18 protein-coding genes are annotated in these 15,062 nt (G+C 60.6%); 11 read left to right on the forward strand and 7 right to left on the reverse strand.

Going from position 1 to position 15,062, the window contains the following annotated elements; translation table 11 throughout:
- Positions 1-11: 11 nt before the first annotated feature.
- On the reverse strand, positions 12-2,516 hold the full coding sequence (locus ACM6JM_RS15885) for an ABC transporter permease (protein WP_414882192.1): 2,505 nt from the start codon (positions 2,514-2,516) through the stop codon (positions 12-14).
- Positions 2,516-3,199, reverse strand: coding sequence for an ABC transporter ATP-binding protein (locus tag ACM6JM_RS15890; RefSeq protein WP_414882193.1), 684 nt, complete (start codon positions 3,197-3,199; stop codon positions 2,516-2,518). Before ACM6JM_RS15890 ends, ACM6JM_RS15885 begins: the two co-directional genes overlap by 1 nt.
- A gap of 10 nt (positions 3,200-3,209) precedes the next feature.
- Here ACM6JM_RS15890 and ACM6JM_RS15895 point away from each other — a divergent pair, with 10 nt between their 5' ends.
- From ACM6JM_RS15895 to ACM6JM_RS15905, 3 genes are all read left to right on the forward strand, one after another.
- Positions 3,210-3,815 carry an arylesterase gene (locus ACM6JM_RS15895; RefSeq protein ID WP_007955652.1) on the forward strand — a complete coding sequence of 202 codons (606 nt, stop codon included), beginning with the start codon at positions 3,210-3,212 and terminating at the stop codon, positions 3,813-3,815.
- Between the two features lie 57 nt (positions 3,816-3,872).
- Positions 3,873-4,166 carry a hypothetical protein gene (locus tag ACM6JM_RS15900; RefSeq protein ID WP_003226812.1) on the forward strand — a complete coding sequence of 98 codons (294 nt, stop codon included), beginning with the start codon at positions 3,873-3,875 and terminating at the stop codon, positions 4,164-4,166.
- Positions 4,167-4,275: 109 nt separating this feature from the next.
- Positions 4,276-5,247, forward strand: a complete 972-nt coding sequence (locus tag ACM6JM_RS15905) for a L,D-transpeptidase family protein (protein ID WP_039770479.1) — start codon at positions 4,276-4,278, stop codon at positions 5,245-5,247.
- Between the two features lie 123 nt (positions 5,248-5,370).
- Here the strand turns inward: ACM6JM_RS15905 and oprI are convergent, their stop codons facing one another.
- Positions 5,371-5,622 (reverse strand): outer membrane lipoprotei OprI, encoded by a 252-nt coding sequence (gene oprI, locus ACM6JM_RS15910; protein ID WP_025113130.1) that lies wholly within the window; start codon positions 5,620-5,622, stop codon positions 5,371-5,373.
- A gap of 637 nt (positions 5,623-6,259) precedes the next feature.
- Here oprI and ACM6JM_RS15915 point away from each other — a divergent pair.
- On the forward strand, positions 6,260-6,541 hold the full coding sequence (locus ACM6JM_RS15915) for a GNAT family N-acetyltransferase (protein ID WP_007955658.1): 282 nt from the start codon (positions 6,260-6,262) through the stop codon (positions 6,539-6,541).
- 68 nt (positions 6,542-6,609) lie between these two features.
- Here the strand turns inward: ACM6JM_RS15915 and ACM6JM_RS15920 are convergent, their stop codons facing one another.
- Together ACM6JM_RS15920 and ACM6JM_RS15925 are read right to left on the reverse strand one after the other, a co-directional pair.
- A complete protein-coding gene (locus ACM6JM_RS15920) occupies positions 6,610-7,686 on the reverse strand; it encodes a 3-deoxy-7-phosphoheptulonate synthase (protein WP_007908583.1) in 1,077 nt (358 codons plus the stop codon).
- Between the two features lie 130 nt (positions 7,687-7,816).
- Positions 7,817-8,260, reverse strand: a complete 444-nt coding sequence (locus tag ACM6JM_RS15925; protein WP_039770477.1) for a PilZ domain-containing protein — start codon at positions 8,258-8,260, stop codon at positions 7,817-7,819.
- On the opposite strand from ACM6JM_RS15925, the gene ACM6JM_RS15930 reads away from it, so the two are divergent.
- The 5 genes from ACM6JM_RS15930 to cysB all read left to right on the forward strand — a co-directional run bounded on the left by ACM6JM_RS15930 (position 8,259) and on the right by cysB (position 12,217).
- Positions 8,259-8,645, forward strand: a complete 387-nt coding sequence (locus ACM6JM_RS15930; protein WP_039770475.1) for a thioredoxin family protein — start codon at positions 8,259-8,261, stop codon at positions 8,643-8,645. The genes ACM6JM_RS15925 and ACM6JM_RS15930 overlap by 2 nt on opposite strands.
- The gene (locus tag ACM6JM_RS15935) at positions 8,645-9,598 is read left to right on the forward strand and encodes a putative 2-dehydropantoate 2-reductase (protein ID WP_074687990.1); all 954 of its coding nucleotides are present in this window, start codon (positions 8,645-8,647) and stop codon (positions 9,596-9,598) included. Before ACM6JM_RS15930 ends, ACM6JM_RS15935 begins: the two co-directional genes overlap by 1 nt.
- Before the next feature lie 23 nt (positions 9,599-9,621).
- Positions 9,622-10,527 (forward strand): 5'-nucleotidase, encoded by a 906-nt coding sequence (locus ACM6JM_RS15940; RefSeq protein ID WP_039770472.1) that lies wholly within the window; start codon positions 9,622-9,624, stop codon positions 10,525-10,527.
- A gap of 98 nt (positions 10,528-10,625) precedes the next feature.
- A complete protein-coding gene (locus tag ACM6JM_RS15945; RefSeq protein ID WP_007955683.1) occupies positions 10,626-11,129 on the forward strand; it encodes a universal stress protein in 504 nt (167 codons plus the stop codon).
- A gap of 113 nt (positions 11,130-11,242) precedes the next feature.
- Positions 11,243-12,217, forward strand: coding sequence for an HTH-type transcriptional regulator CysB (gene cysB / locus ACM6JM_RS15950; RefSeq protein ID WP_003183769.1), 975 nt, complete (start codon positions 11,243-11,245; stop codon positions 12,215-12,217).
- A gap of 8 nt (positions 12,218-12,225) precedes the next feature.
- On the opposite strand, the gene ACM6JM_RS15955 is transcribed toward cysB, so the two are convergent.
- On the reverse strand, positions 12,226-12,708 hold the full coding sequence (locus tag ACM6JM_RS15955) for a GreA/GreB family elongation factor (protein ID WP_414882194.1): 483 nt from the start codon (positions 12,706-12,708) through the stop codon (positions 12,226-12,228).
- A gap of 2 nt (positions 12,709-12,710) precedes the next feature.
- Complete coding sequence (locus ACM6JM_RS15960) at positions 12,711-13,118, reverse strand: hypothetical protein (protein ID WP_414882195.1); 408 nt, start codon at positions 13,116-13,118, stop codon at positions 12,711-12,713.
- A 124-nt stretch (positions 13,119-13,242) separates the two neighbouring features.
- Between ACM6JM_RS15960 and earP the strand changes: the two genes are divergently transcribed.
- Both earP and ACM6JM_RS15970 read left to right on the forward strand, forming a co-directional pair.
- Complete coding sequence (earP, locus tag ACM6JM_RS15965; protein WP_414882196.1) at positions 13,243-14,385, forward strand: elongation factor P maturation arginine rhamnosyltransferase EarP; 1,143 nt, start codon at positions 13,243-13,245, stop codon at positions 14,383-14,385.
- Between the two features lie 48 nt (positions 14,386-14,433).
- A complete protein-coding gene (locus ACM6JM_RS15970; RefSeq protein WP_007955690.1) occupies positions 14,434-15,003 on the forward strand; it encodes an elongation factor P in 570 nt (189 codons plus the stop codon).
- Positions 15,004-15,062: the final 59 nt, after the last annotated feature.

Below are 15,062 nucleotides of genomic sequence, written 5' to 3' on the forward strand. Positions count from 1 at the left end.
GCTGGAGTCTATCAACCCTCGCGCAACACTGTCAGCGGGCTGGCGTTCAGCGCACGTCGCGTGCCGAACACTCCAGCGCCACCGATCAGCGCCGCGCCGATCAACGGCAACAGCAGCAACCATGGATGGGGGTGCCATGGCAGGTCGAAGGCGAAGCGATACAGCACGAGGCTCACCACTTCCGAACCGATCGCCGCGAGCAATCCACTGACCGCGCCGAGCAAGCCGAACTCGATTCGTCGCGCCTTGATCAGCAACTGGCGCTCGGCACCCAGCGCACGCAGCAGTGCGCCCTGGCGAATGCGTTCGTCCAGCGTTGCCTGCAACCCGGAAAACAGCACCGCCATCCCCGCCGCCAATACAAACAACAACACATACTCCACCGCCAGGGTGACCTGGGCGAGGATGCTGCGCAGCTGTTCGAGCAAGGCTTCGACCTGCAGGATGGTCACTGCCGGGAATGCTCGCGACAGCTCGACAATCTGCTGATCGTGACCGGGCGCCAGATAGAAGCTGGTCAGGTAAGTCGCCGGCAGATCCTTCAGGGTGCCGGGCTGGAAGATCATGAAGAAGTTCGGCTGGAAGTTGTCCCAGTTGATCTCCCGCAGGCTGGTGACCTTCGCTTCACGATTGACCCCGCCGACGCTGAACACCATGTGATCGCCCAGTTTGAGCTTGAGGCTTTCGGCCACCTTGCCTTCCACCGAGACGCCCGGAACATCGTCCGAAGGCCGGCCGGTCCACCACGAACCGGCGGTGATCTTGTTGCCCGCCGGCAGATCGGCCGCCCAGGTCAGGCTCAGGTCGCGCTGGATCGCGCGGTCGCCGGCCGAATCCTTGCTGACAATCTGCTGCACCGCTTCGCCATTGATGCTGATCAGCCTTCCCGGTACCACCGGATACAACGGCGCGGCCTGGGCCGAGACATTGATCAGGTGATCGGTGAAGGCCTGTTTGTCCGCCGGCAGGATGTTCAGCGCGAAGTAGTTGGGTGCGTTTTTCGGCAACTGGTTTTGCCAGGTGTCGAGCAGTTCGCCGCGCAGCAGTGCAATCAACGCCATGGACAGCAGGATCAGCCCGAAGGCCAGTGACTGGCCGGCTGCCGCCAAAGGATGGCGCAACAACTGACCCAACCCGAGGCGCCACGGCAGAGACGCGCGTGCGAGCAGGCGACGCAGACTCTGCAGCAGCAAAAGCAGCAAGCCGCCGAGTACCAGCGCGGCGACCACACCGCCGCCGAGCAGGGCGAACGTCAGCAGCAGATCCAGGCTCAGGCGCCACATGATCAACCCGAGCGCGCCGAGTGCCGCGCCATAGACCATCCAGGTGCTCGATGGAATCGGCAGCATGTCCCGACGCAATACCCGCAACGGCGGCACGCGGCCCAGTGCGGCGAGCGGTGGCAGGGCGAAACCGGCCAGCGCCACCAGCCCGGTGCCGATGCCGGCCAGTGCCGGCAGCAAGCCACCCGGCGGTACGTCGGTCGGTAGCAGATCATGCAGCAGCGCAAACAATCCCAATTGCGCGAGCCAGCCGAGCAGGGCGCCGCCGAGGCTGGCGAGCAGGCCGAGCACCGTCAGTTGCAGACTGAACAGCACCAGGGTTTCCCGGCGTGACAGACCCAGGCAACGCAGCAGGGCGCTGGCATCGAAGCGGCGACTGGCGAAGCGGTTGGCCGACAACGCCACCGCCACCCCGGCCAGAAGCACGGCGACCAGACTGGCCATGTTCAGATAACGTTCGGCCTTGCCCAGTGCGCCGCCGATCTGTCGGTTGCCGTCGCGGGCATCCTGAATCCGCTGGTTGGCGGCGAGGCCCGGTTTGATCAGTTGGCGATAGGTTTCCAGCGCCTGCGGCTCACCGCGCCACAGTTCGCGGTAACTTACCCGGCTGCCGGGTTGCACCACGCCGGTGGCGGCGAGGTCGTCGAGGTTGATCAGCACCCGTGGCGTCAGGCTGTAGAAGTTACCGGCGCGATCCGGTTCGTAAGTCAGCACTCGCGTCAGTTTCAACGTCTTCATGCCGACGTCGATGCTGTCGCCGATCTTCAAGTCCAGCGCCGTCAGCAGGCGCGCTTCGACCCAGGCTTCACCGGGCTGCGGCTCGCCTCCGGCCTCCTCTGTCGCGTAAGGGGCGGGAGCGCTTTTCAGTTCGCCGCGCAGCGGATAGGCGCGGTCGACGGCTTTGATACTGGAGAGCTGAATGCCGTTGTCCGTGGCGATGACGCTGGAAAACTCCACCACCTGTGCATGATCCAGGCGCAGCTCGGTGCCGCTCCGGATTTGTTCCGGACGAGCCGGCGAGCTGCCTTCGAGCGACAGGTCGGCCCCGAGAAACTCGGTGGCGCGCAGCATCATCGCGCCGTTGAGGCGGGCGCCGAAATAGCCGATCGCGGTACTCGCCGCGACCGCCACCACCAAGGCGAAAAACAGCACCCGCAGTTCACCGGCGCGGGCATCGCGCAGCAGTTGGCGCAGGGCGAGACTGAACAGACGCAACAGCGGCAGACGTGCCATCAAGGCTCCAGAGGGGCGACCAACAGGCCGGCTTCAAGACGGATCAGGCGCCGGCAACGATGGGCCAGGCGTTCGTCGTGGGTCACCAGCACCAGGGTGGTGCCGCGTTCCTTGTTCAATTCGAACAGCAAGTCGCTGATGCGCTCGCCGGTGTGACTGTCTAGGTTGCCGGTGGGTTCGTCGGCGAACAGCACGTCCGGCTCGGCGGCGAAGGCCCGGGCAATCGCCACGCGCTGTTGTTCTCCACCGGAGAGCTGACGTGGCGAGTGAGTCATGCGCTGGCCGAGGCCGACCCGTTGCAGCAGTTCGGTGGCGCGACTTCGGGCGTCTTTGCGGCCGTCGAGCTCCAGCGGCAGCATGACGTTTTCCAGCGCGTTCAGACTGTCGAGCAATTGGAACGACTGAAAGACGAAGCCCACGTGCTCGGCGCGAATGCGCGCGCGCTGGTCTTCGTCGAGATTGCTCAGGCCTTGCCCGGCGAGCGTCACTTCGCCGCTACTCGGCAGATCGAGGCCGGCGAGCAGACCCAGCAGGGTGGATTTGCCGGAACCGGACGCGCCGACGATGGCCAGGCTGTCGCCCTTGTTCAGTTCCAGGCTGAGTTCGTGCAGGATGGTCAGTTCACCTTCCGCGCTGGGAACCACTTTGCTAAGGTTCTTCGCGGTGAGAATGCTTGCGCCCATGGAGAATCCGATGCGTGTGTGGTTTTTGAGTGCTGGCCTGGCCTTGATGTGCATGGCCCAGAACGCAGCGGCGGGTACAGTCCTGATCGTTGGCGATAGTATCAGCGCCGGTTTCGGGCTGGATACCCGGCTTGGGTGGGTGTCGTTGCTTGAACAGCGGCTCAAGACCGAAGGTTTTGACGATAAGGTGGTCAATGCGTCCATCAGTGGCGACACCAGCGCCGGAGGCCAGGCGCGGCTGCCGGCGCTGCTTGCAGAGCACAAGCCGGAACTGGTGATCCTCGAATTGGGCGGCAACGACGGCCTGCGCGGAATGCCGCCGACGCAATTGCAACAAAATCTTGCTTCGATGATCGACAGCTCTCGCCAGAGCGGTGCCAAGGTGCTGTTGCTCGGCATGCAATTGCCACCCAACTACGGCAAGCGCTACACCGATGCCTTTGCCGAGGTCTACGGCAAGCTCGCCGAGGAGAAAAAAATCCCGCTGGTGCCGTTTTTCCTCGACGGCGTGGGCGGGCATCCGGACCTGATGCAGGCCGACGGTCTGCACCCGGCGGCCGGGGCTCAGGGCAAGTTGCTGGAAAATGTCTGGCCGACGCTAAAACCGCTGCTATGAGGCTTTTCTAGCGGCAGGCTTTCGGCTAATGTGGCGCCCCCTTATTTGGAGCCCCCGATGCCGCGTCCTGCCTGGTCCCTGTTCGCCTACCAACTGATCGAGCCTGACGAACAGCTGGATCTGTTCGCCTGCCAGGAAGTGCGGGTGCATCTGGTGACCCGTCAACTGGAGCTCGGTGGTTCGGCGGACCGCACCCTGTGCGGCAGTCTGCTGCCGGCGCAACCGCGCTGGTCGAGCGTGGATCGCCGGGTGTTCCAGGATCAGCGCCTGTGCTCGCTGTGCCGGGCAATCCTCGAATCGCAGAAGCGCGGCACCTCGCCGATCTGGCCTGAGCTGCGTTTCGAGCTCTGAGTCCTTTTTCGTCGATATCGCGGTCTATCGGCGCATCTCCCCGAATTCCCTGGGCGCGGTGTACAATCGCGCTCTTATACCCTTGTCGATCTTGCGAAGGATTCTCCGGATGTTGCCGCGTTTTCCTGCCGTCACCCGCTGCCTGTCTCTTGCCGCCCTGTGTGTGGCCGGTCCCGTTGCCGCACTGGAGTTTCCCCTGCCACCACCCGGTGAGGACATCATCGGCCAGGTACAGGTGATCAAGGCCAAGTACGAAGACACTTTTGCCGATCTGGGCACCACCTACGATCTGGGTTATTCGGAGATGGTCGCGGCCAACCCGGGCGTCGATGCCTGGTTGCCGGGTGCCGGTACCGAAGTGGTTTTGCCGACCCGCTTCATCCTGCCGCCGGGGCCGCGTGAAGGCATCGTGATCAACCTGGCCGAATACCGTCTCTACTACTACCCGAAGGGCCGGAACGTGGTGTACACCTTCCCATTGGGCATTGGTCGTGAGGGCTGGGGTTCGCCGATTGCCCACACCTCGATCACTGCCAAGACTCCGAACCCGACCTGGACGCCGCCTGCCTCGATCAAGGCCGAGCACGCCGCCGATGGCGATCCGTTGCCGAACGTGGTGCCCGCCGGTCCCGACAACCCGCTGGGCCCGTTCAAGTTCACCCTGGGGACTCCAGGCTACCTGATCCACGGTTCGAACAAGAAGTTCGGCATCGGCATGCGCACCAGCCACGGTTGCTTCCGCATGTTCAACAACAACGTGCTGGAAATGGCCAGCATGGTGCCGGTGGGTACGTCGGTGCGGATCATCAACGATGCGTACAAGTTCGGTCGCAGTGGCGGCAAGGTCTATCTGGAAGCGCACACGCCGATTGACGACAAGGGCAACCCGTCGGTGGTCGACAAGCACACCGCCGTGATCAATGCGATGCTCAAGCGCGAAGACATCACCAACAATCTGCGCATGAACTGGGATGTGGTGCGTGATGTGGTGGCGGCCGAAGATGGCCTGCCAACTGAAATCGGCACGCCGAACACTTCGGCGCCGATGGTCTCCAGCGCACCGATCGACCTCCAGCAATAAGCTGTAAGACAGAACCCGCCGAGGCTATTGCATCGGCGGGTTTTTTGTCGCCCGTAGAAAACAGCGGGCACAAAAAAGCCGACCCAAAAAATGGGTCGGCTCGATAACAATCCCGGAGGATTATTACTTGCGGCTAGCTTTGTCCAGCATGCGCAGAGCACGCTCGTTAGCTTCGTCGGCGGTCTGTTGTGCTTTTTGAGCAGCAGCCAGAGCTTCATCAGCTTTACGGTAAGCTTCATCTGCACGAGCCTGGGCGCGAGCAGCTGCGTCTTCAGTAGCGGTCAGACGTGCTTCGGTTTCTTTCGATGCGCTGCTGCAACCGGTAGCCAGAACTGCGGCCAGAGCCAGAGCAGAGAATTTCAGAACGTTGTTCATCGTGTTCCCCTTCAAGGACTTTCAATTAAGTGGCTGTCTCCTCCGATTGAGGAAATAGCCGGCGTACATACTACCCATTACTTGTAGTAAGTAAACTGACGTAAGGCAAGAAGCAAAAAAAATTGTAGGCGTTGATTCTTTTTCGAGCAACTTTTAACTGCGCTGTATAAAAAATATCCAGCTGTAAGCCGCGAGATGAGCGAGTTAATGAGAAAAAGTTCCCGGTGCCGTGCGCTGTTTTGCAGGTAGTGGCCAAAGTCTGTCTATATGGATTCGTCCACACTTTTGTTGCGAATTTGCGCAGCGCCTCGCATATCTTTGTCCATGTTGAGGTGACTTTAAAACAGGCGGCTCGTCTTAAGTCTCAACATCCGGCGATGTTCAGCCTTTCGGCTCGGGAAGATCGTCTCCCGAACCGGCCCTGAGTCCACCGGAACTGCCCCGTCAATTCGCACGATGACGAGCGTACCTTGAGCATTTTCGCCAATGGTGCCTACTATTTGATACGTGCTCGGGTTGCGCGAGATCGGTGCAGTTCTTCTCGGTGTCCATCAGGCACGGGGTGGCGTAGATGTTCCTTCGCCGGGAAAACATCGGTAAGGTAGGGGTCAGAATTCGAGACCCGCGAGGAGTAGTGATGAGCGAGGCGTTGTCCATCCACCATGACCAGGCTGGTCATCAGTTCGAGACCAATGTGGACGGTCATCGTGCCTACCTGACCTACATGGATCTGGGGAAACAGACCCTGGATATCTACCGCACCTTCGTGCCCAACGCGCTGCGTGGCCGAGGCATTGCGGCAGCCCTGACCGAGCGGGCGCTGCAATACGCCGATGAAATGGGTTACACGGTCATTCCTTCGTGCTCCTACGTGGAGCGCTACATGGAGCGTCATCAGCGGCGCACCGCCAAGATCTGACTGACCTCACCGCACACACAAAAACGCCGGGCAATGCCCGGCGTTTTTTTGTGCCTGCGAAACGGCTCTCAGCTGCGCTGACGTTTGGGCAGTACATCCTTGAGCTTGGCGTGCATGCTGCGCAAGGTGTTCTCGGTAGCAGACCAGTCGATGCAGGCATCAGTGATCGACACGCCGTATTGCAGGTCGGCGAGGTCTTTCGGGATGGCCTGGCAGCCCCAATTCAGGTGACTTTCGACCATCAGGCCGATGATCGACTGGTTGCCCTCGAGGATCTGGTTGGCGACGTTCTCCATCACCAGCGGTTGCAGGGCCGGATCCTTGTTGGAGTTGGCGTGGCTGCAATCGACCATGATGTTCGGCTTGATCTTCGCCTTGTTCAGCGCCTGCTCACACAGGGCGACGCTCACCGAATCGTAGTTCGGCTTACCGTTGCCGCCGCGCAGCACCACGTGGCCGTAGGCGTTGCCCTTGGTGGTGACGATCGACACGCCACCTTCCTGGTTGATGCCCAGGAAACGGTGCGGGCTGGAGACCGACTGCAAGGCGTTGATCGCCACGGTCAGGCCGCCGTCGGTGCCGTTCTTGAAGCCGACCGCCGAGGACAGGCCGGAAGCCATCTCGCGGTGGGTCTGGGATTCGGTAGTCCGTGCGCCGATGGCCGACCAGCTGATCAGGTCCTGCAGGTACTGCGGGGAAATCGGGTCGAGGGCTTCGGTCGCGGTTGGCAGACCTTTCTCGGCCAGGTCCAGCAGCAACTGGCGACCGATGTGCAGACCGTCCTGGATCTTGAACGAGTCATCCAGGTACGGGTCGTTGATCAGGCCTTTCCAGCCGACGGTGGTCCGTGGCTTCTCGAAATACACGCGCATGACCAGATACAGGGTGTCCGAGACTTCTGCCGCCAGCACCTTCAGGCGATCGGCATATTCATGGGCAGCCTTGATGTCGTGGATCGAGCAGGGGCCGATCACCACGAACAGACGATGGTCGGTGCCATCGAGAATGTTGCGGATGACTTCGCGACCCTTGGTGACGGTGCGCAGGGCCGCGTCGCTCAGAGGGATATCACGCTTGAGCTGATCGGGAGTGATCAGGGTCTCGTTGGAAGCGACGTTCAGGTCGTTGATCGGTAAATCAGCCATCGTTTACTCGTCAGGTCACGGGTGCCGGCCGCCAGCGATCCCCGCGCGGCGGAGCACAGCGGATTTAAGCGCGTCGGGGAGCCGAACCTTATCGCGTTAGGCGCCTGCTAGACAATGGGCAAGTCACTGTTCAGTCCAGCACAGGCTGCGCGAAAGCCTTGCGAACGGTGTCGTGGGAGAACTCGTCGGCGTGTTGTTCGACCCATTGCAGGGCCAGGGCCTGAATATCCTGGAGGTCTTCGTGGGCGTAGTTGAGTCGGCAATAGCGTTCGATCTGACACACCTGCTCACCCATTCGGGCGCTGAACAGCGTCTGTTCGTCGGTGAAGGCGATGCCCACCAGATAGCCTTTTTTACGTCGCAGGCACCAGGCCACGTAGCCCGGATAACAGATGTCGGCGTTGAGGGTGGGCATGCGCACTTGCAATGCGGTGCCATGGCGCCAGGCACGGTGGTAATTGCAAGCGATGCCGCCGAGGCTGATAGTGTGCAGCCGTTGACGCGAAATACACTCCGGTGTGAGCAAGGTCAACTCAACGGGTACTTCATCCGGATGAGGAATAAACCGTCCCATGAGCACAGACTCCCTGTGTCGGCCATTTGACATTGTTTCCCCCAGTATAGTGGTCGAATCGCAGCTGACCGATTTCGACGCCGACCAGCGGCTGCTGACGATGAGCGGCGTTTCGCTGGTGATTTTCACCAGCGTCGGCTGCGCCAGTTGCCGCTATGCCCGCGAAGTGTTGCCGGGGCTCGATCTGGTCGTCGATCGCGTGTGCTGGATCGATGCCGGTGACAACGGCGGACTGGTCGAGCGTTATCAGGTCTTTCATTTGCCGGCGCTGTTTGTGGTGCGCGACGGCGAGTTCTTTGGGGCGGTACACACGCGCCTGAATGCCGATGAGCTGAACGCAGCCGTGGCGCAGGCGCTGGGTCGAATTGCAGAGGAGTTGCCGTAATGGGAGCAGTGAACAAACCGGTGGTGGGGATCATTGGCACCGGCGCCATCGGCGGGTTTTATGGGGTGATGCTGGCCCGGGCCGGGTTCGATGTGCACTTTCTGTTGCGCAGTGAATTTTCCGCAGTCGCCGAGCGCGGCTTGCAGGTAGACAGTGCCGTGCATGGTGCGTTGACGCTGAGCCCGGTGCAGGCCTATTCGTCGGCTGAAGACATGCCGCCCTGCGACTGGCTGCTGGTCGGCGCCAAGACCACCAGCAATGCCGGGCTGGCGCCGTCGATCATTCAGGCGGCGAAACCCGGCGCGAAAGTGCTGGTATTGCAAAACGGCCTCGACGTCGAAGACAGCTTGCGGGCATTGCTGCCCGACTCCCTGCATTTGCTGGGCGGCTTGTGCCTGATCTGCGTCCACCGCGAAGGGCCGGGCCAGGTCACCCACCAGGCGCTGGGGGCGGTGAACGTCGGTTATCACAGCGGCCCGGCAGCGGATGACGCGGCGCGCATGGCAATCGTCGAGGAGGGCGCCAGTCTGTTTAGGGCCGCCGGTCTCGATTCCCAGGCGATGCCGAACCTGCATCAGGCGCGCTGGCAGAAACTGGTGTGGAACATTCCCTATAACGGGCTTTCGGTATTGCTCGGCGCCGGCACCACGCCGTTGATGGCCGACAATGACAGTCGCGCATTGATTCAGGCACTGATGGCTGAAGTGGTGCAGGGCGCCAAGGCCTGCGGCCACGACATGCCGCCCGGTTACGCCGAATACCTGTTCATGATGACCGAGAAAATGCCCGACTATTGGCCGAGCATGTATCACGATTTCCTGCACAAGCGACCGCTGGAGCTGGAGGCGATCTACGCTCGTCCTTTGGCGGCGGCAAAAGCGGCAGGCTGCGAGTTGCCGCGTATCGAATCGTTGTATCGCACATTGAGCTTTATCGACCGGCGCAACGTTTAAACCGGTCGCATTGGGGGAAAGGCATGGCCAAGAACATCGATGACAAACTGGTGCTGGCGATCTCGTCCCGTGCCCTGTTCGACCTCAGTGAGAGTCACAAGGTCTACCTGTCGAGCGGCGTCGAAGCCTATCGGCAATATCAGATCGAACACGAAGACGAAATCCTCGCGCCGGGTGATGCCTTTCCGCTGGTGGAAAAACTGCTCAATCTCAACAGTCGCCTCGGTCGCGCCCGGGTCGAGGTGATTCTGGTGTCGCGCAACAGCGCCGACACCGGCCTGCGCGTTTTCAACTCCATTGGTCACTACGGCCTGGCGATCTCCCGTGCGGCGTTCGTTGGCGGGCGCAGTCCTTATCCGTATCTGAAGGCTTTCGGTTGCGACCTGTTTCTCTCCACCCATGCCGAAGACGTACGCGCCGCACTGGATGCCGGTTTCGCGGCGGCGACCATTCTGTCCGGCGGCGCCAGTCGTGCGGCCAGCGACGAATTGCGCATCGCCTTCGACGGTGATGCGGTGCTGTTTTCCGACGAGTCGGAGCGCGTCTATCAATCCGGTGGCCTCGAAGCCTTCCAGGCCAAGGAGCGTGAATCCGCTCGCGAACCGTTGCGCGGCGGGCCGTTCAAGGGCTTTCTCGCGGCGCTCAATCTGTTGCAGCGCGAGTTCTCCGATGAGGAGTGCCCGATCCGCACCGCACTGGTCACCGCGCGCTCGGCTCCGGCCCACGAGCGGGTGATCCGTACCTTGCGCGAGTGGGACATTCGTCTGGACGAGTCGCTGTTCCTCGGCGGCCTGACCAAATCGGCGTTCCTCGAAGCCTTCGCCGCCGACGTGTTTTTCGACGATCAGGCCGGCCACTGCGAGCTGGCCCGGGAAGTGGTGGCGACCGGTCACGTGCCTCATGGCATCAGCAACGAACCGGCGGTCTAAAGCCCTCGTGGTTCAAGACGTTGCGTCGCACGTCGTACTCGCCAAGGCACTGCTAAGCTGAATCAAATCTCCGCCATGTTGGCACGCGAGGAGGTCATATGATTCGTTCGATGCTGTATGCCACTGACCTCGGTCTGTACGCACCGTTAGTGATGCAGCATGCCCTGGCGATGGCGCGAACGTTCAATGCCGATCTGTACGTGGTGCACGCGGTGGAGCCCATGGGGCTGTTTGCCGAATCGGTGTTGCAGAGCTATCTCGACGAACAGGCATTGAACGAATTTCACAGTCAGGGTCTGAAAACGGTCATTGCCAATATCGAGCAGCGGGTGCTCGACAGTTTTCGCGAAGAACTGGGGGACGAGGGCGAGCAGGACCTGCAGCGGATACGCGCAGTACGGGTGCTGCAGGGCGATCCGTCACAGGTGATTCTCGATCAGGTGCAGAAACTCTCTGTCGATTTGCTGATCGTAGGAAGTCACAGCCACGGGGTCGGGGCGGAAACACCTTTGGGGCGAACGGCGGCCCGGCTGCTGCAATTGTCCAAGGTGCCGGTTTATCTGGTGCCGCTGGTGGAGCGTCGGCGTCGGGAGGATCGCTGAAGCAGGAATAATGGCACTTTGATAAAAAAGTTCTAGATTTATTCTTCAAACCATTAATATAGTTATATACCGTCGCTGATGCCCGTGGCGTCTACCTGCTTTGAGGGATTCATATGAAGCTTCAACAATTGCGCTACATCTGGGAAGTGGCGCACCACGACCTCAACGTTTCCGCTACAGCCCAAAGCCTCTACACCTCACAACCGGGCATCAGTAAACAGATCCGTCTGCTGGAAGACGAACTGGGCGTCGAAGTGTTCGCCCGCAGCGGCAAGCACCTGACCCGTGTCACGCCAGCCGGCGAGCGCATCATCACCACTGCCGGTGAAATTCTGCGCAAGGTCGAAAGCATCAAGCAGATCGCCCAGGAATTCTCCAACGAGAAGAAGGGCACCCTGTCGATCGCCACCACTCACACTCAAGCACGCTATGCGCTGCCGCCGGTGATCAGCAATTTCATCAAGCAATACCCGGACGTGGCGCTGCACATGCACCAGGGCTCGCCGATGCAGATCGCAGAGATGGCCGCTGACGGCACCGTCGATTTCGCCATTGCCACCGAAGCGCTGGAGCTGTTCGGCGATCTGGTGATGATGCCGTGCTATCGCTGGAACCGTTGCGTGGTCGTGCCTCAGGGCCACCCGCTGACCAAACTGCCGAAGCTGACCCTCGAAGCGCTGGCCGAATACCCGATCGTGACTTACGTGTTCGGTTTCACCGGCCGTTCGAAACTTGACGAAGCCTTCAGCCATCGCGGCCTGACGCCGAAAGTGGTTTTCACTGCTGCCGACGCCGACGTGATCAAAACCTACGTACGGCTGGGCCTGGGTGTTGGCATCGTGGCGAAAATGGCGGTCGACACCAAACTGGATAACGATCTGGTGGTGCTCGATGCCAGCGAACTGTTCGAGTCCAGCGTGACCAAGATCGGTTTCCGTCGCGGCACCTTCCTGCGCGGCTTCATGTGCGACTTCATCGAGAAGTTCGCGCCGCACCTGACCCGCGAAGTCATGGCCAAGGCCATTCAGTGCCACAACAAGCAGGAACTGGAAGAGCTTTTCGATGGTGTCGAACTGCCCGTCCACTAAGTCCCCGTCTACAGCACCTCGGTGACAGCAAACTGTTGCCGGGTGCCCGCCACCAGAATCTCCACCTCGTCACCCTCGAACTTGCCCAGCAGGCTTTTGCCCAGCGGCGAGCGCGGGGTGATGACTGTAATCGGCTGACCCACCACATCGACTTTCAGACCCGCCGCATCCTGCGCCAGAAACAGCCATTGCTCGCGACCCTTTTCGTCTTCCAGACCGAGCAGGGCGCCGATCTCAATCCCGCGTTGATCGTCATACGCGCGCAGCGTCAGGTTCTGGCACAGCGCCAGTGACTGACGAATTTCCTCGACCCGTTTCGCCTGGCCCGCCGCCAGATACGACGCCTCGAGGCCCAGAGTGTCGTACTTGTTTTCGGCGATGTTCTCTTCGTGGGTTGCGGTTTCGTAAGCGGTTTGCGCCGCGCGTTCGGCGATGTCGAGATCGACGCGCAGCTTGTCGAGAATCAGTTGGTGAACCGTCTGTTTATTCATGATCAATCGCAGAATTGCAGGACGTTGGCGCGGCTCTTTTCGCTGGGGGCCGTCTGATCCTGTTGCAGCCAGAACTGGCATTTGGGGTTCGACAGATTACGTGTGCTGCCACGGGCCTGGTCCAGGCGTGCCTGCTGCTCGTTCTTGCGCAGGTTTTCTTCGTACTGTTCGAACAGGCGGTTTTGTGGCTCAGGTTCTGGCTGCGGCTGGGCGGTTACGGGAGGCTTGCTCAGCTGTTGCACCGTCTCCGCCACTGGCTGCAACTGACGGCTGAAGAGTAGTGAGGCGAGCCAGCAGGTCAGTGCAATGGCCAGAAAACCCAGCCACAGACCCAGGGCAATGCTGCCAGTCAATTGCAGCGCGCTAAGCTGAACAGGTAACGGGCGACGCGGGTTGGGACGATAGGGCATGGCTGCCTCCTGGCGGATGTATGCGGGCGAGCAGCGATTGTCGCACGAAGATTAATTGCCGTCGGCTCTTCTGCACGGAGACATTTATGCGGACAATCGGCGCTTTTGCCAACGGGAGCCTTGAATGTCGCCACTGAACACCCGCTGGGACATTTTTTGTACGGTCGTCGATAACTACGGCGACATCGGCGTGACCTGGCGTCTGGCCCGGCAACTGGTCAGCGAGCAGGCAATGACGGTGCGATTGTGGGTCGATGACCTGCGCGCTTTCGAACGCATTTGCCCGGAAATCGACATCGGCCTCGATCAGCAATGGCAGCAGGGCGTCGAAGTCCGGCACTGGCCGGCTGAGTGGCAGGAATCAGCAGCGGCCGACGTGGTGATCGCGGCTTTTGCCTGCCAGTTGCCGAGCATTTACATGGACGCCATGGCCGAACGGGAACAGTCGCCGTTGTGGATGAACCTCGACTATCTCAGCGCTGAAGACTGGGTGACTGGCTGCCACGGTCTGCCGTCGGTGAAGTACAAGTCGGTGCAGAAGTACTTTTTCTTTCCGGGATTTCAGCCGGGGACCGGCGGCTTGCTGCGTGAGAGCGGTTTACTGGAGCGGCGTCAGCAGTTTCAACAGAATCCCGAGGCGCAGCGACAATTCCTGCACGCTCTGGGAATAGCTCCTGCGCCCGGTGCGCAGCTGATTTCGCTGTTTGCCTACGAGAATGCTGGACTCGCCAGTTGGCTGGATGTGCTCGCGGCGGACGCTACGCCTATCCATCTGCTGGTGCCGGAAGGACGGATTCTCGGCGATGTCGCCCGTTGGCTCGGAGTCGAGTCGCTGCCGGTCGGGGCAATGCACGTTCGTCAGTCGCTGACCTTGCAGGTGCTGCCGTTCGTCCGTCAGGATCAATACGATCAATTGCTCTGGTGCTGCGATTTCAATGCGGTGCGCGGCGAGGACTCGTTCGTTCGGGCGCAGTGGGCGGGGCGGCCGATGCTGTGGCACATCTATCAGCAGGACGAAGACATCCACCTCGACAAGCTCGATGCCTTCCTTACGCTTTACACAAAACGCCTTTCGCCCGCTGCCGCCGAGGCGATGAACGGTCTCTGGCGTGCCTGGAGTGCCGGCCAGCCTATCGGCGACCACTGGCTTGAGGCCCGTAAATACTGGCCCGAACTGCAGGAAAATGCCCGCGCGTGGTGTCTGGAACAAGCCTTGCAGGCCGATCTTGCGACGGCGCTGGTACAGTTTTACCGAAATTGGATATGATACGCGGCCTAGATTTTTGTAAATCCCATCCAAATTCGGATATTCGCAATGAAAACTGGTAAAGAACTCAAACCCGGTACCGTGATCCGTATCGACAACGATCCTTGGCTGGTTCAGAAAGCTGAATTCACCAAGTCGGGCCGTAACAGCGCGATCATGAAGACCAAGCTGAAGAACCTGCTGACCGGTTACAAGACCGAAACCGTTTACGGTGCGGACGACAAGCTGGACGACGTGATCCTGGACCGCAAAGAAGCGACCCTGTCCTTCATCAGCGGTGACTCCTACACGTTCATGGACACCACCGACTACACCATGTACGAGCTGAACGCCGAAGACATCGAAAGCGTTCTGCCATTCGTGGAAGAAGGCATGACCGACGTTTGCGAAGCCGTATTCTTCGAAGGCCGTCTGGTTTCCGTAGAGCTGCCGACCACCATCGTGCGTCAGGTTGACTACACCGAAGGTTCCGCTCGCGGCGACACTTCCGGCAAGGTGATGAAGCCTGCCAAACTGAAGAACGGTACCGAGCTGTCGGTTGCTGACTTCATCGAAATCGGCGACATGATCGAGATCGATACCCGCGAAGGCGGTTCCTACAAAGGCCGTGCCAAATAAGCACTGCTTTTTGCGGAAAGAAAAAGCCCGACCATTGAGTCGGGCTTTTTTATGCCTGA

Origin of the sequence: Pseudomonas sp. IT-P2, from assembly GCF_949767575.1 — a bacterium.
In the GTDB taxonomy this organism is placed as follows: domain Bacteria; phylum Pseudomonadota; class Gammaproteobacteria; order Pseudomonadales; family Pseudomonadaceae; genus Aquipseudomonas; species Aquipseudomonas pharyngis.

What these genes read in the sequence shown, in the direction of transcription:
- ACM6JM_RS15885 (WP_414882192.1), bottom strand. Translation starts at nt 2,516, where the DNA reads ATGGCACGTCTGCCGCTGTTGCGTCTGTTCAGTCTCGCCCTGCGCCAA.
- ACM6JM_RS15890 (WP_414882193.1), bottom strand. Translation starts at nt 3,199, where the DNA reads ATGGGCGCAAGCATTCTCACCGCGAAGAACCTTAGCAAAGTGGTTCCC.
- ACM6JM_RS15895 (WP_007955652.1), top strand. Translation starts at nt 3,210, where the DNA reads ATGCGTGTGTGGTTTTTGAGTGCTGGCCTGGCCTTGATGTGCATGGCC.
- ACM6JM_RS15900 (WP_003226812.1), top strand. Translation starts at nt 3,873, where the DNA reads ATGCCGCGTCCTGCCTGGTCCCTGTTCGCCTACCAACTGATCGAGCCT.
- ACM6JM_RS15905 (WP_039770479.1), top strand. Translation starts at nt 4,276, where the DNA reads ATGTTGCCGCGTTTTCCTGCCGTCACCCGCTGCCTGTCTCTTGCCGCC.
- oprI (WP_025113130.1), bottom strand. Translation starts at nt 5,622, where the DNA reads ATGAACAACGTTCTGAAATTCTCTGCTCTGGCTCTGGCCGCAGTTCTG.
- ACM6JM_RS15915 (WP_007955658.1), top strand. Translation starts at nt 6,260, where the DNA reads ATGAGCGAGGCGTTGTCCATCCACCATGACCAGGCTGGTCATCAGTTC.
- ACM6JM_RS15920 (WP_007908583.1), bottom strand. Translation starts at nt 7,686, where the DNA reads ATGGCTGATTTACCGATCAACGACCTGAACGTCGCTTCCAACGAGACC.
- ACM6JM_RS15930 (WP_039770475.1), top strand. Translation starts at nt 8,259, where the DNA reads ATGAGCACAGACTCCCTGTGTCGGCCATTTGACATTGTTTCCCCCAGT.
- ACM6JM_RS15925 (WP_039770477.1), bottom strand. Translation starts at nt 8,260, where the DNA reads ATGGGACGGTTTATTCCTCATCCGGATGAAGTACCCGTTGAGTTGACC.
- ACM6JM_RS15935 (WP_074687990.1), top strand. Translation starts at nt 8,645, where the DNA reads ATGGGAGCAGTGAACAAACCGGTGGTGGGGATCATTGGCACCGGCGCC.
- ACM6JM_RS15940 (WP_039770472.1), top strand. Translation starts at nt 9,622, where the DNA reads ATGGCCAAGAACATCGATGACAAACTGGTGCTGGCGATCTCGTCCCGT.
- ACM6JM_RS15945 (WP_007955683.1), top strand. Translation starts at nt 10,626, where the DNA reads ATGATTCGTTCGATGCTGTATGCCACTGACCTCGGTCTGTACGCACCG.
- cysB (WP_003183769.1), top strand. Translation starts at nt 11,243, where the DNA reads ATGAAGCTTCAACAATTGCGCTACATCTGGGAAGTGGCGCACCACGAC.
- ACM6JM_RS15955 (WP_414882194.1), bottom strand. Translation starts at nt 12,708, where the DNA reads ATGAATAAACAGACGGTTCACCAACTGATTCTCGACAAGCTGCGCGTC.
- ACM6JM_RS15960 (WP_414882195.1), bottom strand. Translation starts at nt 13,118, where the DNA reads ATGCCCTATCGTCCCAACCCGCGTCGCCCGTTACCTGTTCAGCTTAGC.
- earP (WP_414882196.1), top strand. Translation starts at nt 13,243, where the DNA reads ATGTCGCCACTGAACACCCGCTGGGACATTTTTTGTACGGTCGTCGAT.
- ACM6JM_RS15970 (WP_007955690.1), top strand. Translation starts at nt 14,434, where the DNA reads ATGAAAACTGGTAAAGAACTCAAACCCGGTACCGTGATCCGTATCGAC.